The organism is Nostoc sp. S13, from assembly GCF_029379315.1.
Lineage (GTDB): Bacteria > Cyanobacteriota > Cyanobacteriia > Cyanobacteriales > Nostocaceae > Nostoc.
The window spans coordinates 1-24950 of sequence record NZ_JAQYWQ010000002.1 but is presented as its reverse complement, the minus strand read 5'-3'; the positions used below and the strand labels follow the sequence as shown (position 1 = coordinate 24950).

The window sequence follows — 24950 nt, the reverse complement described above, 5'->3', positions numbered from 1 at the left end:
CGTTTAAACAAAGCTTTAATCACTTGATCCCATTCAGTTTTTTAGTATTCTCAGCTACAAAATATTCAATTTTGTAAATTCTGCTACAAAATATTCTACTTCATTATGATCCCCAAGACAGATGCAACAAGTAATAGATTAGCTATAGGCTTATAAGTGTAACTACAGGTTGAGTTTTGCTGATAGTCCATTAGATTTGTCGGGAGAAAATTTGCGGTACGGTTAACTGTTATTGCGCTTTTGTTAGCCTGTTAGGTTAATTTAAATGTCAAAAGAGTAAGTAGAAATGCTCTTTCCTCATAATATAATGATGTAGCTCATTATATACAGGACAATTTCATCGACTGAACCAAAACAACTTATGAAAATCGCTCAAGTCGCCCCCTTATGGGAAAGGGTTCCACCTCCTAACTATGGAGGAATAGAACTGGTAGTGAGTCGCTTGACTGATGAACTTGTTCGTCGCGGTCATCAGGTAACTTTGTTTGCCTCTGGCGATTCTCAAACTTTAGCTCACTTAGAAGCAGTTTATTCGCAGGCATTGCGCTTAGACCGAAATGTCAAAGAGTATGCAGTGTACGAAATGCTGGAATTGAGCCAAGTTTACCAAAGTGCTGCCCAATTCGATATTATCCATTCTCATGTAGGGATTTCGGCATTAGCTTTAGCGAGTTTGATAACAGCAACTTCTACAGTCCACACACTGCACGGTAACTTTACAACCGACAACCGTCACGCATTTAGCTACCACCAAAAGCAACCATACGTCAGCATTAGTAACTCTCAGCGTCAAATCGATCTCAATTATATTGGCACGGTTTATAACGGAATTGAGCTAGCAGATTACCCATTCGTAGCCCAACCGTCAGAACCTCCATATTTGGCCTTTTTAGGGCGTTTGTCGCCAGAGAAAGGGCCACAACATGCGATCGCTATTGCAAAACAGAGTGGTTGGCGCTTGAAGATAGCAGGAAAGATTGATCTAGCAGACTTGAAGTTTTTTGAACAAGAGATTGCCCCCCTTATTGATGGTCAGCAAATTGAATATTTAGGCGAAATTAGCCACGCCGAAAAGGCTGAACTTCTGGGCAATGCTGCCATAACTCTTTTCCCTATTAACTGGCAAGAACCTTTTGGGTTAGTAATGATTGAATCAATGGCAACTGGTACACCAGTGATTGCCATGAATTTCGGTTCCGTGCCGGAAGTAATTGCCCACAATAGAACAGGTTTTATCTGCAAAAGTTATGCAGAAATGGCGGCAATGATTCCACTAGCTTTAGAACTAAATCGTCAAACCTGTCGAAAATATGTGGAAAACAACTTTAGCGTTAGCCAAATGGTTAACGGATATGAAGCTATTTACAGACAAATTATTAAAGACCGCATAGAATCGAATGGACGCATTCATGCTGCCAAAATCTAGTTTTAATCAACTGCTTTTTTATCCAGCTTAAACAATAACTTTTTTTAAGGAGCACATTGGTATGAGTACGAGAACCAACACCTGCCCATGTTGCGGTGGTTCCCTGCTGCGTCATGCCCGTCATGGTGAACTATATTGGTTTTGCCTGTCGTGCCGGCAAGAAGTACCGCTATTAACAGCTACTCGTTTGCCTAATCTGGAAACCCGGAACACCGGAGTAGTATCCCAGCCAGTGGTGAATACCTAGTTTTTTGACATATAAAGCCTAATAGAAATCGAGTTTACACTTATGAATTAGCTCCAACTGATAAAATCGGATGGAGCTAATTCATAGGTTTCAAATTTTGTTAGCAGCCTTACTTTATGGTCAAGAAGATTTACGCTTAGAGGAAGTTGCTGACCCCACTCCGGCGGCTGGCGAAGTTGTGATCCAGGTGGGGGTAGCAACAACTTGTGGTACAGATTTGAAAGTCTGGGGGCGTGGTGGTCATGCCAAGATGCTGAAACCGCCGTCGCTATTTGGTCACGAAGCTGCTGGGCGAATAGTTGCCTTGGGTGCAGGTGTGACTGATTGGCAAGTAGGCGATCGCATTGTCGCGAATAATTCCGCCCCCTGCTGCCGGTGCTTTTTCTGTCAACGCCAAGAGTATTCATTATGTCCAAATTTAACCTGGAATAATGGTACTTTTGCAGAATACCTAAAAATTCCCGCACCGATAGTACAGCATAATTTATTGCAGATTCCCGATGAGTTGCCGTGGGAATTGGCAGCCATGACGGAACCCTTAGCTTGTGTGTTACATGGTGTAGCCCGTTCTGATGTCAAAGCCAAAGATCGAGTAGTCCTCTTAGGAGATGGGGCGATCGGGCTGATGTTTGTGGCGGCTTTGAGTGAGAAAGCTGAGGTTTTGCTGTGGGGAGGTAATAACCACAGGCTAGAAATTGGTCAAAAATTAGGTGCAATCCAGACCTTTAATTATCATCAAATCCCAGATATTCCCAGTGTGGTGAAAGAACTCACTCAAGGATGGGGCGCAGATGTAGTGATTGAAGCCACTGGTGTCCCAAGTGTTTGGGAAACTGCGATCGCTTGCGCCCGTCCTGGTGCAACAGTCAACTTATTCGGTGGATGTCCACGGGATACCAGCATTACTGTTAATACAGAACAGTTACACTACAGCGAACTGACTATTAAAGGCGTATTTCATAATACACCAAAGTATGTACGGGAGGCCCTTGCACTGATTGCTAGTCGCAAAATTCCCTTTGAGTTACTTATTAGTGAACAGCGATCGTTAAAAGATTTAGAACAGGTGTTTTGTGAGATGAAGGCGCGTCAGGTTATTAAGGTGGCAATGATTCCTTAGTTTTTTACAAACAAAGGTAGGAGGAAGGAAACATTGCCAGAAACTTTAGCGATATAACAAATGCGTAGGCGTAGCCAGCCGTAGACATCGCCGATATAACAAATGAGGTCGCTGATATAACAAATGAGGTCGCTGATATAACAAATGAAGTCGCCGAAATAGCAAATGCGAACGCCGAAATAGCAAATGCGAACGCCGAAATAGCAAATGCGAACGCCGAAATAACAATGGCAGTCTTAATTGCCTATAAAACCCTAACTTGATATGTACCCTAAACACTTACCTGCTTTTACTCCTCCTGTTTTTTAGTCCCTCAAACTCACGTTAAGTATTAATTTTTATAATATAAAAATAAAATGTCTGAGAAATTACTTAGTTTATTGTAATTTTAAATCTGGCATTGTTTAAGGTAAGGGACTTCCAAGAAATAAATTATTCAAAGAAACGAACCACAGAGACACAGAGAACACAGAGAGAAGAGAAATAGAGAGAATTTTGCGTCAGTTTTGGGATATTTTTGTATTTGGAAGTCCCTAAAAAAAGACCATGTTCAACAAAATCTTCGCAACGAGTATCGCAACAATTGGACTAATAATAACTGTCTTAATTTCCGCCGCTCAAGCCAACCCGAAGGCACTGACCTGGAAAGTGTTAGGAAAACCTTTAGTGATTAACTCCAAAACCTATGTTTTGTTCGGTTCGGATAATGGTCAACCTGGTGGTACTAATCCTTATGAAGGCGACACTAGTGTTAACGAATATCGCTCACTGCTCTGCTTTAAAAAGACAAACGCTCCCGCACCAGTAGGTCTGCCGCTCGGTTACAGTGGATTTTTCGCTTGGTCTGGTGGTACAGTCTTGGTAATTCCCAATATCCAAGGGAAGCAATTAACGTCTCAAGCAGTTGCAGACAATATATGCGATCAGGTAGGACAAATCCTTCGTGGTACCTCTGGATATCGGATGGCAGAATTCCATGATGGTATTGGATGGGGTTTCTGGGCAGAAGCCTATGGCGATATAAACGGTTTAGCACGTTGTACCCGCTATTGGATTAACATTAATGACCAACCTGCTGCAACTCCTTGGTAGGCTAGGTAGTGCTAAACCGCTAGATCAAAAAGCGATCGCCTAATGTTAGGTTGACACTCATATACAACAGATGTACGCCCCTACAGCCGATTGATTATGTTGCAAAGATTTTTGAAAATAGTATGACAAAATATTAAGCAAAAGATGTGAAGAAAAATGAAAGGACTTTGGCTCGAAAACAACCAGTTGCAATTACGCACAGATATTGCCATTCCTGAACCACCACCGGGAGAAGCCTTGGTACGTGTCTTGCGTGCAGGTATCTGTAACACTGATCTGGAACTACTCAGAGGCTACTATCCTTACCGTGGTATTTTAGGTCATGAATTTGTCGGCATCGTCGAACAAGGGCCAGAACACTTAGTTAACCAACGTGTAGTTGGAGAAATCAACGCTGTGTGTGGGCATTGTCGGTTTTGTCGCAGCGGACAACCAACTCACTGCGAAAATCGCACAGTTCTGGGTATTGTCAACCGTCATGGAGCCTTTGGTGAATATCTCTGTTTGCCGGTGGAAAACCTGCATATAGTACCTGATAATGTGCCAACAGAAGTAGCAACTTTTACTGAACCTTTAGCAGCAGCTTTGGAAATTCAGCAGCAAGTACCATTGCATCCAAATGACCGGGTGCTAGTAGTTGGAGATGGTAAACTAGGGCAGTTGGTAGCCCAGACACTAGCCCTAACTGGCTGTGAACTCTTAGCTGTGGGACGTCATCAAGACAAACTAGCTAACTTAGAGGCACGCGGAATAAAAACGAGTCTAGCCGACGCTGTTACAGATGGATATTTCGATATCTCAGTAGAATGTACTGGCAACCCAGAAGGATTTGCGATCGCCCGTCGTGCCCTACGTCCTCGTGGCACATTAGTGCTTAAAAGTACTTATGCTGGCAACCTCAGCCTGGATGCTTCTTCTTTAGTAGTGGATGAAATCACCCTCATCGGCTCCCGTTGTGGTCCCTTTGCTCCAGCCCTCCAGCTACTAGCTACAGGACAAGTTGACGTGCAACCCCTGATTCATGCTACCTACCCCCTGATTGAAGGGCTTGCAGCTTTTGAACACGCTCAGAGTCGCGGTGTTTTGAAGATATTGTTAGAGATTGGTTAGGGATTGGGTGTAGCCCTGTCGAGGTGAAATATATATAGATTGATTTTTCTCAGCATAACTGCGGTTGCCGAAGTCCAAGGCGATCGCAGAACTTTTTAATTATGATTCCTACAGTCATTGCACCCCATACGGTATGAGTGAGAATTTTGCAATTATTTGCTACTTTGAAACATGATGTAAATAATTGAAATCCTCCTCAGTAATTTTACTTTCTATCTTACAAAAACTTGTAAATAAAAACCGTGTTGACTCTGAAGCCAAGAATGATGTTTTTGTTGAACTATTGAGGTATGCAAGCTAACTACTTGGCTGTTAAAAGTATTAACAAAAAAATGACAACTGACTTTAATCAAAATCAAACCCCAAATTCTCCTTGGAATCCTTTCGTCCCCACTAAAAGAGATATAAGCAGAACTGAAGAACTAGCACAAAAAAGCCCTGTCGTTGCTGGTGTGTTAACATTTTTTATTCCCCTTGCTACCATGATTTATCTCAACAGAGGAGTAAATAATCTGAAAATTCTTGGATATGTATTTGTCACTGCTTTTATAATAGGTATAGCTTCATACGATGAAAAAGATCCTAGAAAAACGGAAAGAATAGGTAATCTAGTTGGATTATGTGGTCAAGTAGCTATAATTACCGAAAATGTCAAAGCAGTTACTCTAGCCCGTAAGCGATTAGCTTCTCAGCAGTCTTAATAATTACTAAATATTAAGTCGTGTGCCTCAGCCAAAAATTACAAATAAGCTTTTACTATTTAGTATATAAGTTTGCCACTAGACAAAAAAGCCTGCAAAAGCAGGCTCAGATATATTTCACACAAACGCGAAACCTATTCTGGTAACTTATATTGCTCAACAATACGCTTGGCAAACTCTGGAACGTGCGCTTCTAATTTCTCTGGATGATTCCGCTTCACATATAAATAGTTCCGAGTAAAGTGAGAATCAATGGAAAACCGCGCATATTCTAGACCTTTGGGGCCGATTTTTTCGATGACCACACCCATGAGTTTTGCTGCCCACATCGGGAGGGTAACGCCTTTATCGTAAGCGGGAATACTTTGCTGTACAGCTTCCTTACGATTCCCTTTAGACATCACTGGTTGAGTGTCTAACTGGTCTTTTACCAAATCTAGCATTTCCTTACCAGTGTCATTTCTGACTACAATCCATTGCCAGCCAAAGGGTGCGCCCATGTAGCCAACGACTAAATCTGCTAGGGAGTTGACGTAATCAAAGCAACTCATACAGGATGGGGCAAAGACATCTTTAAGTTGGTTGGTCTTCAAGCCAAAGAAAGGCACAGTTTCTGATAAGCCATCTTCATGTTTGAAGTGAACCCGGAAGTCTTGCATGAACTCATAATGCACAACTGTATCAGGCGATCGGCTGGTGGTTTCTAAGAATTTTTGCAGTCCGGCGCGGTTAACATTATCTACGCAGGGCGTACCCAAAACATAGAGTTTTTCTAAGCCAAGTTGTTTTTCTACGGCTCGTAATGCCTGGATTTGGCAACCAACACCAATTACCAACAGTCGCTTCATCCCCGATTTTTCCACCTGTTCCAATACGGAAAGATTGGGCGAAAGTGTTGGTTTATTTACCCGCGCTGCTAGTATTTCTTCTGGAGTCCGGGCGATAATGGGCATGGGTTGAAACCGGTCTTCTTTGGTGTTTTGTACGCAGACCACACCTTCAACTAAGCCGCGATTGAGCATTTCAATGGCAATGCTGCTAACAATACCCGTCCATTGTGCGCCTGCGATTGGTTGCTGTTTTCGCGCCGCTATCATGTCTTGGTGAACACCAAAGTAGAGTTCATCAGGGTTGTCGAGATGGCGCGATCGCGTGTGCGTTTCTGCTTCAAGTTCGCCGATCTGCTGATTAATAAAAGCGCAGGCTTCCTTGACATAATGAATATAGTATGTATCGCATAGTCCGCACTCGCTACAGAGTTCTTTAGCAGGGCGGCGGCTGGTAGGTTTGAGGGCTTTAGCTTTTTTGTGCTTGCTAGAATCAACTGAGGTCATATAAATTTTTTGTTTTATCCAGTAATCGCTTTTATTACAATACCTTCAGTGGCTATGAACTTTACGATAGATATTGAACAACGAAGAGAATGGACGCAATAAGCTGAAGTGATTGGTTTTCCTGGTGTACTGGTTTACGGGTAGACACGAGAATAAGCATTAGCTTTGCGTGTGTTAGCTGATCAGCTGGAACATGGGGAAGCAACGCACACGCGATCGCGCCAGTGCAGCCCCAAAATTTGATGTTTTTAAGCAAATCGGCATCTGTTTAGTATTAACTTTATAATTTATATGAGTACAAATTTGGTACATACTAATGTTGCAATCCATTGAAGGAGTGTATAAGAACGGAAAAATAGAACTTTCATAATTACCATCTGATATATCAGAAAGCCGTGTTGATGTATTGTTTTTTAACGTTAGATTGTCTTAGTAATTTATCAATACTAGATTAAGATAATAGCTGCTATGCAAAACATATTTCCAAGTACGAAAAGACTAATTTCTTTGATCCTATTTACGCTACTTGTATTTACTATCGCTTCGACAATTTTACCAATTCCTGCCTGGGCATCAACAACGGGAGCAGATCACTCAAGCACGATAGAGATAATTATTGGATTTTTAGGTATAATTATTTAGTTTTTCTTGGGTATATTTTCTCAACTAACCTAAGAAGAGTTTTAAATATTTGCGGAAATTCCTGATGGTATCGTAAAATTCGTTACTTAATATAAGGTAGTTAGCTTAAGTAAGCTATCAACATTAAAATTAAGACACAACTGCCATGCAATGTATATTTCAGAATGCCAAAAGACTAATTTCACTTTGGTTATTTACACTGCTCATAGTGACTAGCGCTCTGACGATTTCACCTGCTCCAGCTCAGGCAGCAACAATAGGAAATGTGATATTTTTCAACTGTGAGTCAGGCAGTAACTGTGGAAATCTTGCGGCGTTTGTTGGTGGGATGGCTTCGGGCAGCGCGGTAACGCTGATTGCTACGGGACACACAGCAGTTCTAGCAGGGGCAGGGGCTGCGGTTGGATCAGCAGTAGTAACGGCAGCGACTGGAACTTTAACTGCGGTTGGATCAGCCGTAGCAGCTCCGGTATTGCTTCCATTAGCTGCAACAGCAACAGTTGGCTATGTTGGATACGGCGCATGGAAAGCTCTTAACCACAGTGAACCAAACCCCTTGAATTTATTTGATTACAAGAGTTGTGCAAGCTTAAATTTAAACTTTGCACAGCACCTCTAGGACAAATATTCTTTTTAGCCCTTTGGTAAACTTATCGAAGGGCTTTCACTGTTTAAAAATCTGTCGCACCTCTTCTCTCTTCCTCAGCGTTCTCTGCGCCTCTGTGGTTCGTTTCTCCTCAATCTCCATAAGTAACCATGTTTTCTGCCTCTTGTTGCTGTTTCCGATATTATGCTTCTAAAGATGGTTAAATAATAATTGCTTCAAGTTGAGATGTTTCCGCATCATTTATGACATCCTCAGCAGCCAAGTTCAAAGTTTGATAAAGTTGCCTGAGGGCTAGTCCTAGACTCTTAACTCCTAACGATGGTTTGTAAACCTTGCACTAATCTTTCTATACCTTCTTTTGCCGTCTCTTTTTGCAGCGCACCATAGGCAACACGTAGGTAGCATCCATCATCCATGCCAAAGGTTGTACCTGGAATGACTGCTACTTTATGTTCCTCTATTAGTCTTTTAACTAACTCAAAAGCATCCATCTGGGTATTAACTTTCAGGAAAAAATAGAAAGCGCCATTGGCGGGTGTAATGCTACATAAACCTTGGAGGCGGTTAAGGGAGTCGAGTACTACTTGCCGCACTTGACCGATTGCACCTATATGACTCTTCAAATACTCCTCTTTTGCTTGCAATGCCCCTAAAGCTGCATATTGAGAAATTACTGGCGGACAAATCAAAATTGTATCCTGGACTTTTTTGACGGCAACAAGTAGGTGTTTGGGAATCACCATATAGCCAATACGCCAACTGGCAAAACCGTATGCTTTGGAAAGGCTAAACAGAGAAATAGTGTACTCACTATTTCTCCCAAATGCACCAGGAAAAACGTGTTTTACCCCGTTATAGGTAAAGTATTCATAGGCTTCATCGCTGATGTGGTAAATGCCGTGCATACCACAAATTTGATTTACTTGGCGCAATGCTGTTTCTGAATAGACAACTCCAGTCGGATTATTCGGTGAAATTGTGACCACAGCCCGTGTTTTGGGAGTAATTGCTTGAGCGATCGCATCTTTTCGCAGTTGGTAATTTTCATCCGTCGCCACTAACACCGGACGACAACCAGCCATTGCGATCGCCATTTCGTGGTTGAAATAGTAGGGCGTATTCAGAATAATTTCATCGCCTGGGTTAGTGATCGCCAGAATGGCATTCATAAATCCCATATTGCTCCCCGCCGTCACAACAATACAGTTTTCCTCATTGATTTCAATGCCGTTGAAGGCTGACAATTTTCCTGCAAGTGCTGTCAGCAACGGAGGAATTCCTGCAACTGATTTGTATAAATTATTAGCGGGTTCGGCGAAGAATTTGGCTAAAAATTCTCTGGCTTCCGGTGGTGGGTTGTAATAAACAACACCTTGTCCTAGAGAGATTGTTCCAGGAGAGTTTTTAATCAGTTCCCCAACCACAGGAATAATTGGCGACTGTACCCCCTGCATACGAGAGGTTAGGGATTCCATATTTCCTTAAGTGACGCTGGAAGCCTACACTGACCTTTCCTGCGGAACGGTACAGTGTAGGTACTTCAGCAAAATGATTAACCGGATTTGTGATCGCCCAAAAATTTAGTCAATCGAAATCTGCTGAGGGCCATTAGCTTTGCCGTTATGTGCGTCTATTATGGTGCTGGTGTAACTATTTGAGCGGATCTGCTTATCCAGCCAGCCTTTAACGGGATCGTCTGCAAGATTGAGCCGAAGCACACCAGAGAATAATCCACCCACAAATGAGACTGGATGCTGGATAAGTTCTCTGACTATAGGTGACAATTCATCAATGAACATTAAGAGACTCCTGGCGGTGCCGTAAAAAATTATTACTTCTTAATTGATCGTAACCTGTTGAGCAATATCTGGTTGGCCGACTGTATCTAACTACAAAGAATCTATAAACTGTTGTACTTTTTCCAGGAGTGGCTGATGTTCGATTTGCTCTGCCAACTCTTGGGCATTTTGGTAGCACGATCGCGCTAATTTTTTGCGTTTTGTTATGGCATAAAGGTTTCCCATATTCAGCAAAGTAGAAATTTCTCCAAGACCATCGCCCAGTTGTCGATAAATCGCAATGGCTAGTTTGTAGAACTTCATTGCCTGCCGATTCTCTGCCAGGGTGCTGTAGGTAAAACCAATGTTGTGAAGGGTTGTTGCCTCCCCAAAGCGATCGCTGATTGCTCGACGTGTCAAAAGAACTTGATAGTAGAGCAATAGCGCTTGTTTCGGTTTTCCTAAATTACTATAGATTGAGGCAATATTATTCAAAGTGGTTGCTTCACCAACCAAATTCTTGACAGCTCGTTGAATTGGAAGTGCTGCTTGAAAAAATTCTAGAGCTTGCTCAAACTTGCCTAAGACATTGTAAGCCAACCCAATGCCATTTAGCGTTATTGCTTCACCAGAAAAGTCACCTAGCAATCGCCGCATCCTCAAAATTTGCTGTTGTAGCAACAGTGCCCGTTTCGGTTCTCCTAAGCGGGTATAAATTAACGCTACATCATTAAGAGAAGAAACTTCACTTTCAGTATCTTGCGATCGCCTAAAGATTGGCACTGCTTTGTCAAAATATTCCAAGGCTTGCGAAAAGCGTCCAAGACGGCTGTAGGTAGAACCCAGATTGCTAAGTGCAGTTGCTTGGGCTGGCATGTTGCCAATTTCAACAGCAACCGAAAGCGCCTGATGAAAGCGCTCTAATGCTCTTTGAAGTTGCCAGCAACTGAGGTGAGCTAAACCGAGGTCGTTCAAAGTATAACCTTCCCTAGCTCGGTCTGGAATTGCTCTAGCCAAGTCTAAATTCTTGGTTGCAAGATCGAGAGATTCTTGAAATTTCCCCCGTTGGTAGTAGCGGTTTGCTTCATCACGACGTTGTTCCCACTCTTTGAGTTGATTTAAAGGTTGCGTCATCTGACCTCAGTTACATTCTGCGATAAATAGGCAGGACATCTTTTGGGAATGAACCCCTCTTAGGTTAGGTTTCCCAAAATTGAGCTAACTTTTATCTTCTACCTTTAGATATAAGACGTAAAAAGAGAAGTATGGTACAGAATCATACTTTGCAGGGATATTTATGAAGCAATTAATACAAATACCCTCGTAGGCGCACACAGCTATGATTGCTGTCAACTTAGAGGCAGGGTGAATAGAATTCGCGGTGATTTTCAAGTCTAGTAATTTCAGCCAAGCCAGCACAGCGAAAATTGTCTACAACCCTGTGACTGAGCAATTGTTCTACAACGAAATTCGGCAGTGGCTGTCTGTTTAGGACTCTAACTGGCACGCCAAATTTCACAGCATCTGATTTTATTGTGCAGGTGTAATGCCAACTCGAATGGGATGCGACTTCTAGTTGCCCGGCTAGCAATAAATTTGTTACTTCTTTGACCTGAGCTTTAGGTATAGGTCTTCAAGGTCAATAGCTGATAACTGGTGGGTTGCTCAAAATGGAAGCAAGTCCATCAGGTGTTGAGAAGTATAGGGTCTTAGTAGCAGTCTTGTGGTGTCTATCTTAGGCATGGTATCAGAGTGGCAGTCCAAATGCTACTTTAAACAAGCCTATTTTTTTACAAACATTAATATAATGCTCTTACTATGAGCATCTACCAATCTCTCAAAAAATCTTATACGGAAGATCGTCGGAGTGAAAATGACTGGCGGTTGTTTTTGCGTTTAGTGCCTTATGCCCGTCGTAGCGGACGACTGTTAACGCTGTCGATTTGCCTACTCATCCCGATCGCGCTAGCTAATGCGGTACAACCGTTGTTGATTGGCCAACTGATCTCCCTAATTCGCAATGAACCAAGCGTTTACGAATTTCTCAGGAATCGTCCCTTGTCGCAAGGACTAAATATCCTGGAGGGATTATTAGTAATTGCGATCGCCATACGATTGATTTTGACAGGCTACCAGGGTTATCTAGTACAGAAGCTAGGGCAACAAATCACCGCCGCAATTCGCCAAGACTTATTCGAGCATGTAACATCTCTAGCAGTACGCTTTTTTGACCGCACGCCCGTAGGTAAGTTAATTACCAGAATCACCAGCGATGTAGAAGTTTTAGGCGATGTCTTTTCTACTGGGGCAATTGGCATTGTGTCCAATTTGTTTACCATGCTGATGATTTTGGGTTTAATGTTTTCCATCCAATGGGAACTCACTTGCTTGCTGCTATTCATGTTGTTACCAGTTACCTGGTTAATTGTTTACATTCAGCAACAGTACCGCAAAGCCAATTACAAAGGGCGGGAAGAACTTTCTATCTTGAACTCACAGCTACAAGAAAATGTGGTTGGCATTAACGTAGTGCAGTTGTTCCGCAGGGAAAAATTTAATGCCGAATTGTTTCGCGCCACGAACAACCGCTACACTCAGCAAATGGATCAAACCATCTTTTATGATTCATTTATTTCAGCAACCTTGGAATGGATTGGTCTGATTGCGATCGCAGCTGTTTTGTGTCTGGGTGGTTGGTTACTGTTAGGAAAAAGCTTGACTTTTGGGACTTTATCTGCATTTATATTGTATGCCCAACGATTATTTGACCCTTTACGGGATTTTGCCGAAAAATTTACAGTAATTCAAGCTGGTTTCACTGCGATTGAACGCGTAGGCGATGTATTAGATGAACCAATAGAAATCCGCGATCGCGCCAATGTGCGCTTCTCAATATTTGATGCTAAATTCGGCTACATAGACGAGATCGTTGCAAATTTAGAATCCCCAGACTTGACTTCGCCGCCGGAACTAGGAGAGATTCGCTTTGATCACGTCTGGTTTGCTTATAAAAACGATGATTACGTAATTAAAGACTTGGATTTTACCATTCATCCTGGTGAAAAAGTGGCATTAGTCGGCCCCACAGGTGCGGGTAAAACTTCGATCATCCGTCTTTTGTGCCGCCTCTACGAACCCACCCAAGGACGCATTCTCATAGATGGTGTCGATATTCGCGAGGTACCACAGGCAGAACTGCGGCGCTACATGTCAGTAATTTTCCAAGAAGGCTTTTTGTTTGCTGGCGATGTTAAAAGCAACATTTCTTTAGGAGATGGCTATACCATTGAACAGATTCAACAAGCAGCAGAGGAAACCAACGTTGCCCAGTTTATAGAAGAATTGCCCCAAGGTTATAATACTCAACTTCGAGAACGGGGTACAAATATTTCTAGTGGTCAAAAGCAACTTTTAGCCTTTGCGCGGGCTGCCATTCGCAATCCCCAAATTTTGGTACTAGATGAAGCTACCGCTAGTTTGGATGTTGGCACAGAAGCTTTAGTTCAAGAGGCATTAAACCAGCTTTTGCTCAGACGTACCGCTATTATTATTGCTCACCGCCTGTCTACGATTCGCAATGTAGACCGGATTTTTGTATTGAAGCGCGGCGAATTAATCGAACAGGGAAGCCATGAACAACTACTGCAAGAAGGAGGGCTTTATGCTACTTTACATAATTTGCAGATGTTAGGAGGTTAGAATATTTTCAGAATAATCCCAGGTGGAAAACTGCGATCAAAAAAGTCGGACTCCAATTCATACGAATTCTAACTCCTGAGTTCTGAATTCTTCTTGATAAATTCAGTAGACCGAAAAGTTTTGCGATCGCGCTGTGCCAGTTGCGTAAGTCCTGCTAATGTGCAGCGTGCTTTTTTCTCTTGAGGGTACTTTTTGACAATACTATGGCGAGTTTATATTATGTACCCCTACTATCTTCTCAAGTAGTCGGTTCTTTTTGGCTGACGGTTATGACTTCAAGCCTCTTGCTTTGTTCTGCACATCAATATTTAGATGCGTTCACCCTGACCGTTGGTAATAATGTTCCAGGTGGCACTGAGAATAATGGTAAGAACACATTATATTTTTGCAGAGCCATTGTTCATGGAGAATATACACCAGGGAAATACTATCCACCAAATAAAACCTGCTACGTTCCTTGGGGCGATAAAGAATACATATACAACAAGAGCAATTTTCAGATTCTATTTGCAAACTAAACTGGTTCTTGGCGACTTTTGGTGAAGATGGAGAAAAAAGGTATTTATCACATAGCGATGGCTACGTCCGCAGCAGGCATCGCAAGAAATTCACATATAATTATGTAAAAACTTCCCCAAGCGACATTAGCAGTTTGGAGAAGTGGTAAGTTTGCTTACTGTTAGGACTTACGAAAAACTACATGCTAGTAGGCGTAATTCATAAATTCCCCGTAAGAAGAAAATCATGATTTCGGCTATTCTTTGCGTGAGTCCTGACTGTTTATCGCACCAAAAATATTTTGTTATTAGATGCCTTAATCTAAAGAATAATCATTCTTAAAATCCCCAGGTGCGAGAAAAAATCAAGGTATTATTTACGGCTGAAACGCTGTATACTTCCCTCCTAAACCTTCCACAATCGTGCGTGTATTGGCAATTAACATTCCTTGGTATGTCTCACCTTCTGTTCCTTTTTCTCCCAAACCATCAGCAAACAATTCTCGGTCTGAAACCTTAACTTTTGCTTCTTTTGCTACAGCCTCTATAAGTTTCGGGTTAATTGTCGTCTCTGCAAAAATCGTCGGTACACCCTCTTTTTTAATATCATTCGCTAGTGCGCCTATCCGTGCAGGTGTGGGCGCTTCTTCTGTGCTAATACCCCCTAGCGCGCCTTTAATTGGAATTCCATAAGCTTTGGAATAGTAACCGAAAGCATCATGGGTTGTGACTAATTTGCGTTGCTTGGGTGGAATTGTCGCAATCTGCGATTTGATCCAGCTGTCTATCTGGCTGATTTCATTTGTGAGTTTTTGCGTGTTTTTGGTATAGGTTGCAGCATTATTTGGGACTACCTTGATTAATTCTTGGGAAATCACCTGTGCTATTGCTATGCCATTCTGGGCATTGTGCCATACATGGGGGTCGGTAACAGTTTTACCATCATCCTCAAACTGCTGGGGTTTGGGGACTGCAACTTCATCTACAGCCACTTTAGGAGCGGGATTTGAGGTAGCTTTAATTAGCTTGATTAAACCAGGTTCAAAATTGTAGCCACCATAGAGAATTAACTTAGCCCGCTCAATTGCTTTGCTATCCTCCGGCTTGGGTTGGTATACGTGCGGATCTGAACCTGGATCAATTAAACATTTAAGATCAATGCTATCGCCTGCGATTTCTTTAGTTAAGCCACAAGCAACGGTATTGGTGGCGACTACTAACAAGCTTTTCCCACTAGCTTCTGGCGCTGGTGAAGTCCCAGTTTGAATCGCAGACGGATTATCAGGAGGCGTGGCAGTCGATTGACTGGTTTGGGATGATGGACTACATCCAAGTACCCCGCATGTTAAGGCAAGAGCCGCTAGGGATTTCAATCGTAGTTTGTAAGATATCATAAATCTGATTACCTAAGTTATAGTGATTATCATTATCATGCAAATGGTAAATTTATGTTAGAGGTTAAAAATTTAGCTGTAAACTACCGGGGAGTCACGGCGGTTGAGGATGTGAGTTTCCGCTCCTTACCGGGACAGATTGTGGGTGTAATTGGCCCGAATGGTGCCGGTAAAAGCACAATGGTGAAAGCGATTTTGGGTTTAGTACCAACAACAAGTGGAGTTGTAAAGTTTCGATCTCGCGCTTTAAAACAACAATTAAGTTCTGTTGCGTATGTACCACAGTGATCGCAGATTGACTGGGATTATCCGATAACAGTCCAGAATGTGGTGCTGATGGCGCGGACTGTGCATACAGGCTGGTTTCGCAAACCTTCACGGGCATCTAAAGAAATAGTTAAAGATGCTCTTTTGAGAGTGGGGATGCTAGAGTTGCGATCGCGTCAGATTGGAGAATTATCAGGCGGACAACAGCAGCGAGTATTTTTAGCACGAGCTTTGGCACAACAAGCCGAATTATTATTCTTTGATGAACCATTTGTTGGGATTGATAAAAAGACGCAAGCCATCATGTTTGATGTGTTTGAGGAACTAAAATCACAAGGTAAGATTTTGCTGGTAGTTACTCACGATTTAGGCACTACTTTGACCAAATGTGACCAGTTATTGTTATTAAATAAACAAATAATTGCTAACGGCTCACTAAAAGAAGTCATGACAGCAGATAATATTCAACGTGCTTATGGAGATAATATATTTATATTAAATAGAGAAGTAGTTTAATGTTGAATTGGCTAATTGAACCCTTAAGTTTCGAGTTCATGCGTGGAGCTATTATCACAGCAATTCTGTTGGGTATTCTTTGTGCTGTTGTCGGTAATTATCTGATTGTTCAACGTATGGGAATACTTGGTGATGTAATTGCTCATGCTGTTTTACCAGGACTCGCTATAGCCTTTTTCTTAGGTATCGATATTTTCTTAGGTGCTTTTATCTGCGGAACTCTTAGCACTTTTGTTATTGCCTGGATTCAATCTCAATCTCGCATCAAAGTTGATGTAGCAATGGCGTTAGTTTTTTCAGGTTTTTTAGCTTTGGGCATCATGCTAGTTACTTTACTAAAAAGCAAATTAGACCTGCATGAATTTTTGTTTGGTGATATTTTGAGCGTGACCACAGATGATGTGAAGCGGACTGTAATTATTACAGCTGTTGTCTTGCTTTTAATTAAACTATTTTACAAAGAATTGTTATTTTATACTTTTGACCCACTTGGCGCTCAAGCTAGTGGTTTACCAGTTAACTTGATTCATTTTGCTCTAAATGGTGCTATTACCTTGACGATTGTTGCTAGTATGCAAACTGTGGGTGTAGTCTTAGTTGTTTCCTTGCTGATTGGCCCAGGAATCACAGCTTATTTATTAGTGAAAGAATTACACCAAATGATGCAATTAGGCGCAGTTATTGGTGTGTTTAGCAGTGTAGCTGGAATGTATATTAGCTACTATTTGAATGTGCCATCAGGTGCGGCTATAGTTTTAGTGGTTTCCATACTATTTTTATTAGCATTATTTTTTAGTCCTAGTCAGGGAATTTTGACTAGACCAGAAATAGTCCATCGTTGGGCTAGGCTATTTAGCCAGTTCAAATCTCAAAATCCGAAATGAGCCAAGCGATCGCTAACTAGGATTCGTTAGGAATAAACAGTAGACTATGCGTAGTTTACCGCCGTAGGCATCGCCGAAAATTATCGTGTAAGGGAAGTGCGATCGCTAACTAGGATTAAAGTGAGAGCGATCGTATTCAATAAATTATGTAGCGATCGCGCCACAGTAACAGAAGTGATGACCGATAACTGTTACCCTAAATCAGTGAAATCCCCCAGACTAAAGGTGTTGGCTTGTACCCCAACTAGTGTTGCTAAGAGTTCACCATCCTGTTTCCTGACTAGAGTATTGCTGGTATCAGTGCCAATGCCTTGGGTAATAGTGATCTGTTAAAAGGTCAGACCATTCAATAGACCTAGATAATCGCTACCAACTGTAAAGTTGAAAATAGTGTCACTTCCAGACTCGCTCGCCAGCACAAACATATCACGACCGCTACCGCCGTACAATGTATCTTCACCTGTTCCACCATATAGGTTATCGTTACCGTCTCCAGCACGAAGGTAGTCGTCTCCTGTGCCACCATAAAGGGAGTTGTCGCCAGCTTGACCGTAAAGGTTGTCGTCGCCAGCTTCACCGTAAAGGTAGTCGTCGCCTTCTCCACCCTGAAGGAGATCGGCATCTGTACCCCCAACCAGAAAATCGTCACCGTTTTCGCCAGAGAGAGAGTCTTTACCACCTTCGCCAAAAATGATGTCGTTGCCATCTCTGGCGTTAACAACATCATCGCCATCTCCAGCGTGAATGATATTGACTTTGGCATCGCCGATGATTTCATCTCTGAAGGCAGAGCTTGGATAACCTTTAAAGATATCTTGAAAAGCCTTAGTGCTTGTGTCGATTCCGATAAACTTGTTTTTTACATCAAGCGCTTTAAGACCAGCAGCTTGGTTAAAATCAAGATTAACTGTCTGAGCGTCTCCAGTAACATTTAGCTTCAATGGCATAGTAGATTTTAGGTGTAGAGTTTATAGATACGTTTTCCGAAACAAATTTTGAGCTATGGTCGCCCATTCCCCAGTCTGATAACTTGAGTGCGTAGGCGCAGTTCGCCGTAGGCATCGCATCCCAATTCCCAACCATTAGTCAGAAAAATCAGCAAACGAATCAGCATCGTCGCTCACAACTGCTATGGCTCAACTAGATGGAAAATTTTCAGTATTTGGATAAACACTTTACTTGTGTTTAATCATTGGGCAGATTTCTGTACTACAACTGAATCACATCAATACTCTACAGCCTTATATAAAGTTTGACGGTCGGAAAAAGTCGGGAAAAAGTCGGATCTTCTTGATAGATTCACGTAAACTTTATACAAAAAATGAAGTTTATGGTGCGAATATCGTAGTTAACTTGGTTTTTCTACGTGGAAAGATAAATGAGGGTTGAAGAAGCGATCGCACTAGTCGAGCAATTATTGCCACAGAGACGCTTAACAAAAGTCCAAGAAATTGTCTTCCGTCAATCTTGGGCAGGACAGACATACTTGGATATGGCTGTAAACTCCGATTACGATCCCGGTCACATCAAAGACGTTGGTTCGCAACTATGGCGATCGCTCTCTCAAGCATTAGGTGAAAAAGTTACCAAGAATAATCTGCACGGAGTCCTGAAGCGAACCGCACAGCGGCAAAATGGCACAAATGCCTCCGTAATTTTCCATACAGACTGGGGAGAGGCAATCGACGTTTCCCACTTCTACGGACGCAATATTGATTTAGAAATCCTGAACCAATGGATTATGCGCGATCACTGTCGTCTAATAACCTTACTGGGTATGGGTGGTATGGGTAAAACTGCACTCTCGGTAAAATTAGCAGAACAGTTGCAAACAGAATTTCAATATGTGATCTGGCGATCGCTGCGGCACGCCCCTTTTTTCAAAGACAAGCTGACCGACTGCATTAAAGTCCTTTCTTGTCAACAAGTACTCACATTATCAACTGACCCTCACGAGCAAATCACCTGTTTAATCGAGTACCTCCGTAAATCTCGGTGTTTGGTGATTCTGGATAATTTCGACACGCTATTGCAGCAAGGCAAGCGCACAGGCTGTTACCGCCAGGGCTACGAATCCTATGGTGAACTGTTGTGGCGATTGGGAGAAACTGGGCATCAAAGCTGTATCCTGCTCACCAGCCGGGAAAAACCTGCTGAAATCGCTGCCTTGGAAGGTGATGGTTTGCCAGTTCGTACCCTTACTTTATCAGGATTAGAAGTCACAGCAGGACAAACAATTCTGGTACTCAAAGGGCTATCAGGTAATGAGGAAGAAACCCGCCAACTGGTTGAGTGTTACCGTGGTAATCCCCTAGCGTTGAAAATTGCCGCAACCTCAATTCGGGATTTGTATCAGGGCAACATTGCCCGTTTCATTGCTGAAGGTAAGCTAAACCACATCTAGTTTACATATTTAAAATTTATATAACTTTTATGGGGTGGGCATCTTGCCATTAGTGTCAACTTAAGGTTAAAACCCATTTGTCAACGATAGGTTTTGTGAGAAACGAAGTATAAAGGTGAACTTTTTTCTGCCTTTTATACGCAAGCTGGGAGTGATGCTAATAAACAAAGGATTAATAGTCCCTGAAAAAGTTCGTTTTTTGTCCCCAAGCTCCTAAAAAAATCCCACCCAGACAAATGCCTGAGTGGGTAATATGAGGTGGGACAAAACAGTCTTCCCCAAAGAAATAAGCGAATTATTTGCTCTCTGTAAAATCAGCGTCAATCACATCATCAGCGCCACCAGAGCTAGATGTCGAACCACCATCTTGAGGTTCAGCATCTGGTGCAGCACCGCCACCAGCTTGTTGATAGATGTTACTACCAACGGCGAATAGGGCTTGTTGCAATTCTGGGGTCAGCTTCTTGATTTGCTCATCGTCTTCTTTAGCAACTGCTTCCCGGACTTCTTTCACCAAACCTTCAACTTTGGTCTTGTCAGCAGCCGGGACTTTATCGCCCAATTCTTGTAGCTGCTTTTCAGCTTGGTATGCTAAAGAGTCGGCTTGGTTCTTGCGTTCAATCTTCTCACGCCGCTCTTTGTCAGATGAGGCGTTTTGTTCAGCTTCTCTTACCATCCGGTCAACGTCAGATTTATCCAGGGTGGAAGCGCCAGTTATGCTGATTGACTGTTCTTTACCAGTACCTTTGTCCTTAGCGGTGACGTTAAGGATACCATTGGCATCAATGTCGAACACAACTTCAATTTGAGGGACGCCGCGTGGTGCAGGAGGAATACCATCAAGGCGGAAGGTTCCCAAGCTCTTGTTATCGTTAGAGAATTCGCGTTCACCTTGGAGGACGTGAATTTCTACGTTAGTTTGACCATCCACTGCGGTGGAGAAAACTTCAGATTTTTTGGTGGGAATTGTGGTGTTGCGGGGGATAATTTTGGTCATCACGCCGCCCAATGTTTCTACACCCAAAGATAGGGGTGTCACATCTAACAGCAAGATGCCAGTTACATCACCAGCTAGTACCCCGGCTTGAATGGCTGCACCAACTGCTACGACTTCATCAGGGTTAACGCTTTGGTTAGGGTCTTTACCCAATACCTGCTTCACAATCTGTTGGACTGCGGGAATGCGCGTAGAACCACCAACTAACACCACTTCATCAATATCACCTTTGTTTAACTTGGCATCCCGAAGGGCGTTTTCCACAGGAATACGGCAACGGTCGATTAAGTCAGAGCAAAGTTCTTCAAACTTACCGCGAGTCAGCGTTGTATCCAGGTGTTTAGGCCCATCCTGGGTAGCAGTGATAAATGGTAGGTTGATTTCTGCTTGAGTGACGCTAGAAAGTTCAATTTTCGCTTTTTCTGCGGCTTCAGTCAGACGTTGTAAAGCTTGTTTATCTTTTCGTAGCTCAATGCCTTCGTCTTTCTTGAACTTTTCAGCTAAAAAGTCAACTATTTTTTTATCGAAGTCGTCACCGCCAAGGTGAGTATCACCAGATGTGGCTAGTACTTCAAAAACTCCATCTCCTACTTCCAGTACGGATACGTCGAAGGTACCACCACCCAAGTCAAACACGAGAATGGTTTCATTACTCTTCTTGTCAAATCCGTATGCCAGAGAAGCAGCAGTCGGCTCGTTGATAATCCGCAGAACTTCAATACCTGCAATTTTACCAGCGTCTTTTGTCGCTTGGCGTTGGGAGTCGTTGAAGTATGCCGGAACGGTGATTACAGCTTGGGTTACGGTTTCACCCAGGTATTTGCTGGCATCTTCAACTAGTTTGCGAAGAACTTTTGCAGAAATTTCTTCAGGAGCAAATGGTTTACCAACGATTGGACAATCTAGTTTGACATTGCCGTTGCTGCTGAGGACTTTGTAAGAAACTTCCGTAGCTTCGTTACTCACTTCATCGTAGCGGCGTCCGATAAAGCGTTTGACTGAGTAAAACGTATTTTCGGGGTTCATCACCGCTTGGCGTTTGGCGATTTGACCAACCAAGTTGTCGCCATTTTTCGCAAATGCGACTACTGAGGGCGTTGTCCGAAAACCTTCAGCATTAGCAATTACTGTGGGTTTACCACCTTCCATCACTGCCACGCAGGAGTTCGTTGTTCCTAAGTCAATTCCAACTACTTTTGCCATTTTAGGTGCTGGCTCCGTATAACTACAAATGAATGAATGAGAATATAAAGGACTAAATTTTGAACCAACTTTCAGGTCAATAAATCAGCCAGTTCAGCATGAATACCTTTGGTTTGGCTTTCCTGGGGTTAAAACTCCAGATTATGCTGATATATATACTGAAGCTTAGTGGTAGCCAGTCCATGAAGGGTGGTTTCCCGAACCTTGCTTGGGACGGTTAAATTAACTTAATTGTGTTTTTAGTTGGTTCATGGATTAATTTGCCTTCACTTTGTCTAATGTATGAGAATTAATACTTTCAGTAATTAGGGTGAACCGTAACGTTAGAGTGGTGTTTGCCGTCTTTAGAGGCAACAAACTACAGAAACACTGAGAATGCGAGTAGTAGAACACGGCTTGTAGGTGTAGCCCAACCCAAGTCTTACCCTGAGCCTGCGCCGTCCGCGTAGCGTCTCGTAGAGAAGGGCATCGCTTCCGTAATTTTTTAAAGAGACTGTACTTTGAAAGACTCAAGCGCTGTTGCTGTTGGCGTAAACAGATGCTCCTGTTGCAAATCAGCTCAGGCGTCCCTTGCGTCTTGCGTTAGCGACATTAGGAGCTTCAGCCCCAACTCTTGGAGACGCACTCGCGTTCGGGGAAGTCAAAAGTCAAAAGTCACTCATTCAAAAGTTAAAATTTTGAACCCCATACTTCGACAAGCTCAGTAACTATAAATAAATTTAGTTGCTCTGAGTCAGCGTCCTCCGTATTTCTTGCGTTGCACGTCTGGAAATAGATTTTTTATTTTTCCATAAATAAATTTACTTGCTCTGTACCTTTTTATTTCTGGTCAAAGCTAATTAGGGAATAGCCTGTTATTTCCTTGTTTCCATCTACAGCACTTTTTGCCTACTTTGTCAATGTGTAAATCGTCGCACTGTCAGTTTGATTGGCTGCGGTTTTGACAGCATTTTGAAGATATCAGCACAAGTTCAGTGAACTTTTTGCGCTTCAGTTTAGCTAAAAACTTTTTTGTAATATCAAATTTATCAGTAAGTGAAGCCAAGCATTGCTTGATTTGGGCATTGCAGCCAGTCATTTGTGTCTAATAAAGCTTGTACAATTGTCAAGGCGGTTTTACTATCAAAGTACTTTTCAGGTGTAAGATTTATCGACAGCAAAATTTTTCTACTTTGTGTTTTTCCATCCTTCACTTGTGGCTAAAATGCCCCAAGTTAGGCACTCATATCTTGCAATAGATAACTTTTACCCTTATGACTGGAGAGCAAAATCTTGGGAATAGAGCTACGCAGTTTCGTATTTCTCGACAGCCTGCAACCTCAACATGCAGCATATATGGGAACAGTAGCCCAAGGCTTCTTACCATTACCAGGGGATACATCACTGTGGATTGAAATCTCTCCTGGTATCGAAATTAACAAAATTACGGATGTAGCCCTGAAAGCTGCCTCTGTCCGTCCCGGAGTACAGGTAGTCGAACGACTGTACGGACTATTGGAAGTTCATTCTAGCTCCCAAGGCGAAACGCGAGCTGCTGGTCAAGCTATTTTGGAGTTACTGGGAGTCCGAAGAGATGAATGTCTCAAACCGCGTGTTGTTTCTAGCCAGATTATCCGCAATATCGATGCTTACCAAACACAACTTATTAATCGCACACGCCGGGGACAGCTACTATTAGCAGGGCAAACGCTGTATGTATTAGAAGTTGAGCCTGCTGCTTACGCCGCACTAGCTGCGAATGAAGCAGAGAAAGCGGCGGCGATTAACATTCTTGAAGTTCAAGCTGTAGGCAGCTTTGGACGGCTTTACTTAGGTGGAAAAGAACAAGATATTCTCGCAGGTGCGGCGGGAGCGTTAACGGCGATTGAAAGTGTAGCTGGTCGGGCAAATCCTCTGGGTGGGCGTCAGGAGTAAGGAGAGAAAATGGCAAATCGAGAGCATCTAGCTTTACTGACAGCAGGTGCAGTTACATGGATTGAGTGGAGAAAGAAAAATCCCCAGATTAAACCAGACCTCAGCGCCGCAAACCTGCAAGGGCATAACCTCAGAGGCGCAAATCTCCAGGGGGTAAACTTGAGCAAGGTGGATTTGGGTAATGCTTTGCTCGTGCGAGCAAACCTCAGTGGTGCTGACCTCAGTAGTGCCAATCTCTACAAAGCCTTCCTCGTTGAAGCTAACCTGAGTGATGCTAACTTCAGTGTCGCTAACTTGAGTGGTGCTATACTTACGCAGGCAGATTTGAGTCATGCCAATTTCATTGGAGCTGACTTGAGTGAGGCGAATCTTAGAGGCGCTGCGATCGCTCATGCTAATCTAATTGGAACTGACTTAAGAGGCGCTAACTTGAGAGATGCCGATTTAGGTGCAGCGAAGTTAATACGGACTAATCTCTCTTTTGCCAACCTCACGGAAGCTAACTTGATTGCGGCTGACCTCAGCGAAGCAACTTTATACGAAGCGGAAATGTTGGGGGCTTATCTATATAAAACTGACCTTTACAAAGCTAATCTGACCCAGGCTCACCTCAGTGGTGCTTACCTGCTACGGGCTAACCTAAGTGAAGCTGATTTGAATCAAGCTGATTTGAGTTGGACTAACCTTAGAAGCGCGAATTTGGCAGGGGCGAATCTCAGAGGAGCTAACCTTAGAGGAGCTGACCTTAGAGGAGCTGACCTCAGCGGCGTAAATCTTCAGGAAGCAATTATGCCTGACGGTTCAAAGCACGATTAGTTTACAACAATCCCCAAAGAGTTAAAACTTCTCGTATCGGGTCTGGAAACCGCATTGTTTATACAACTGATACCAAATACACCCTTTTTGATAATTTAGCACAGCTTCATACAGAAATGGTATTAGGGACTTCCAAATAAAAAAATATACAACTAATTGTGGGGTGGGCATCTTGCCCGCCCGTAATCATGGGCGGGCAAGGTGCCCACTCCATAAGATGGGATAATTTATTTCTTGGAAATCCCTTAGAGGGTGTTTGAAAAGTTTTGAGAAGTCAAATATTATGCCAAACGCCTCAGCAT

At 42.8% G+C, this 24950-nt stretch carries 21 protein-coding genes and 1 pseudogene; 14 read left to right on the top strand and 8 right to left on the bottom strand.

Features of this window, described 5'->3' with window-relative positions:
* Positions 1 to 361 precede the first annotated feature (361 nt).
* The 6 genes from PUQ00_RS00830 (at position 362) to PUQ00_RS00805 (ending at position 5696) form a co-directional block, all read left to right on the top strand.
* Complete coding sequence (locus PUQ00_RS00830; protein ID WP_300412208.1) at positions 362 to 1426, top strand: glycosyltransferase family 4 protein; 1065 nt, start codon at positions 362 to 364, stop codon at positions 1424 to 1426.
* A 61-nt stretch (positions 1427 to 1487) separates the two neighbouring features.
* Positions 1488 to 1673, top strand: a complete 186-nt coding sequence (locus PUQ00_RS00825) for a hypothetical protein (protein WP_300412206.1) — start codon at positions 1488 to 1490, stop codon at positions 1671 to 1673.
* 97 nt (positions 1674 to 1770) lie between these two features.
* Positions 1771 to 2793: an alcohol dehydrogenase catalytic domain-containing protein gene (locus PUQ00_RS00820; RefSeq protein WP_300412385.1), complete on the top strand. Its 1023-nt coding sequence runs from the start codon at positions 1771 to 1773 to the stop codon at positions 2791 to 2793.
* A 546-nt stretch (positions 2794 to 3339) separates the two neighbouring features.
* The gene (locus tag PUQ00_RS00815) at positions 3340 to 3885 is read left to right on the top strand and encodes a hypothetical protein (RefSeq protein ID WP_300412204.1); all 546 of its coding nucleotides are present in this window, start codon (positions 3340 to 3342) and stop codon (positions 3883 to 3885) included.
* A 156-nt stretch (positions 3886 to 4041) separates the two neighbouring features.
* A complete protein-coding gene (locus tag PUQ00_RS00810; RefSeq protein WP_300412202.1) occupies positions 4042 to 4995 on the top strand; it encodes an alcohol dehydrogenase catalytic domain-containing protein in 954 nt (317 codons plus the stop codon).
* Between the two features lie 290 nt (positions 4996 to 5285).
* The gene (locus PUQ00_RS00805; RefSeq protein ID WP_300412200.1) at positions 5286 to 5696 is read left to right on the top strand and encodes a hypothetical protein; all 411 of its coding nucleotides are present in this window, start codon (positions 5286 to 5288) and stop codon (positions 5694 to 5696) included.
* A 134-nt stretch (positions 5697 to 5830) separates the two neighbouring features.
* Here PUQ00_RS00805 and PUQ00_RS00800 read toward each other — a convergent pair whose 3' ends face one another.
* Entirely contained in the window at positions 5831 to 7030 is a 1200-nt protein-coding gene (locus tag PUQ00_RS00800; protein WP_300412198.1) for a Coenzyme F420 hydrogenase/dehydrogenase, beta subunit C-terminal domain, read from the bottom strand.
* 787 nt (positions 7031 to 7817) lie between these two features.
* Between PUQ00_RS00800 and PUQ00_RS00795 the strand changes: the two genes are divergently transcribed.
* Positions 7818 to 8291, top strand: a complete 474-nt coding sequence (locus PUQ00_RS00795) for a hypothetical protein (RefSeq protein WP_300412196.1) — start codon at positions 7818 to 7820, stop codon at positions 8289 to 8291.
* Between the two features lie 293 nt (positions 8292 to 8584).
* Here the strand turns inward: PUQ00_RS00795 and PUQ00_RS00790 are convergent, their stop codons facing one another.
* The 3 genes from PUQ00_RS00790 to PUQ00_RS00780 all read right to left on the bottom strand — a co-directional run bounded on the left by PUQ00_RS00790 (position 8585) and on the right by PUQ00_RS00780 (position 11191).
* The gene (locus PUQ00_RS00790) at positions 8585 to 9754 is read right to left on the bottom strand and encodes a pyridoxal phosphate-dependent aminotransferase (protein ID WP_300412194.1); all 1170 of its coding nucleotides are present in this window, start codon (positions 9752 to 9754) and stop codon (positions 8585 to 8587) included.
* 105 nt (positions 9755 to 9859) lie between these two features.
* Positions 9860 to 10078, bottom strand: a complete 219-nt coding sequence (locus tag PUQ00_RS00785) for a hypothetical protein (RefSeq protein ID WP_300412192.1) — start codon at positions 10076 to 10078, stop codon at positions 9860 to 9862.
* 90 nt (positions 10079 to 10168) lie between these two features.
* The gene (locus PUQ00_RS00780; protein WP_300412190.1) at positions 10169 to 11191 is read right to left on the bottom strand and encodes a tetratricopeptide repeat protein; all 1023 of its coding nucleotides are present in this window, start codon (positions 11189 to 11191) and stop codon (positions 10169 to 10171) included.
* Between the two features lie 684 nt (positions 11192 to 11875).
* On the opposite strand from PUQ00_RS00780, the gene PUQ00_RS00775 reads away from it, so the two are divergent.
* The gene (locus PUQ00_RS00775) at positions 11876 to 13756 is read left to right on the top strand and encodes an ABC transporter ATP-binding protein (protein ID WP_300412188.1); all 1881 of its coding nucleotides are present in this window, start codon (positions 11876 to 11878) and stop codon (positions 13754 to 13756) included.
* A gap of 269 nt (positions 13757 to 14025) precedes the next feature.
* A complete protein-coding gene (locus tag PUQ00_RS00770) occupies positions 14026 to 14274 on the top strand; it encodes a DM9 repeat-containing protein (RefSeq protein WP_300412186.1) in 249 nt (82 codons plus the stop codon).
* 356 nt (positions 14275 to 14630) lie between these two features.
* On the opposite strand, the gene PUQ00_RS00765 is transcribed toward PUQ00_RS00770, so the two are convergent.
* Positions 14631 to 15647, bottom strand: coding sequence for a zinc ABC transporter substrate-binding protein (locus PUQ00_RS00765; protein WP_300412184.1), 1017 nt, complete (start codon positions 15645 to 15647; stop codon positions 14631 to 14633).
* 54 nt (positions 15648 to 15701) lie between these two features.
* Here PUQ00_RS00765 and PUQ00_RS00760 point away from each other — a divergent pair.
* Both PUQ00_RS00760 and PUQ00_RS00755 read left to right on the top strand, forming a co-directional pair.
* A pseudogene (locus tag PUQ00_RS00760) lies at positions 15702 to 16430 on the top strand (metal ABC transporter ATP-binding protein).
* Positions 16430 to 17314: a metal ABC transporter permease gene (locus PUQ00_RS00755; RefSeq protein WP_300412182.1), complete on the top strand. Its 885-nt coding sequence runs from the start codon at positions 16430 to 16432 to the stop codon at positions 17312 to 17314. Before PUQ00_RS00760 ends, PUQ00_RS00755 begins: the two are co-directional and overlap by 1 nt.
* Positions 17315 to 17643: 329 nt before the next feature.
* Here the strand turns inward: PUQ00_RS00755 and PUQ00_RS00750 are convergent, their stop codons facing one another.
* Positions 17644 to 18261 (bottom strand): calcium-binding protein, encoded by a 618-nt coding sequence (locus tag PUQ00_RS00750; RefSeq protein ID WP_300412180.1) that lies wholly within the window; start codon positions 18259 to 18261, stop codon positions 17644 to 17646.
* 431 nt (positions 18262 to 18692) lie between these two features.
* On the opposite strand from PUQ00_RS00750, the gene PUQ00_RS00745 reads away from it, so the two are divergent.
* Positions 18693 to 19718: an NB-ARC domain-containing protein gene (locus tag PUQ00_RS00745; protein WP_300412178.1), complete on the top strand. Its 1026-nt coding sequence runs from the start codon at positions 18693 to 18695 to the stop codon at positions 19716 to 19718.
* A gap of 295 nt (positions 19719 to 20013) precedes the next feature.
* Here PUQ00_RS00745 and dnaK read toward each other — a convergent pair whose 3' ends face one another.
* Positions 20014 to 21918: a molecular chaperone DnaK gene (dnaK, locus tag PUQ00_RS00740; protein ID WP_300412176.1), complete on the bottom strand. Its 1905-nt coding sequence runs from the start codon at positions 21916 to 21918 to the stop codon at positions 20014 to 20016.
* A 1028-nt stretch (positions 21919 to 22946) separates the two neighbouring features.
* Entirely contained in the window at positions 22947 to 23111 is a 165-nt protein-coding gene (locus PUQ00_RS00735) for a hypothetical protein (protein ID WP_300412174.1), read from the bottom strand.
* 79 nt (positions 23112 to 23190) lie between these two features.
* Between PUQ00_RS00735 and PUQ00_RS00730 the strand changes: the two genes are divergently transcribed.
* A complete protein-coding gene (locus PUQ00_RS00730; protein ID WP_300412172.1) occupies positions 23191 to 23832 on the top strand; it encodes a hypothetical protein in 642 nt (213 codons plus the stop codon).
* Between the two features lie 9 nt (positions 23833 to 23841).
* The gene (locus PUQ00_RS00725) at positions 23842 to 24648 is read left to right on the top strand and encodes a pentapeptide repeat-containing protein (protein ID WP_300412170.1); all 807 of its coding nucleotides are present in this window, start codon (positions 23842 to 23844) and stop codon (positions 24646 to 24648) included.
* The last annotated feature ends 302 nt before the right edge of the window (positions 24649 to 24950 follow it).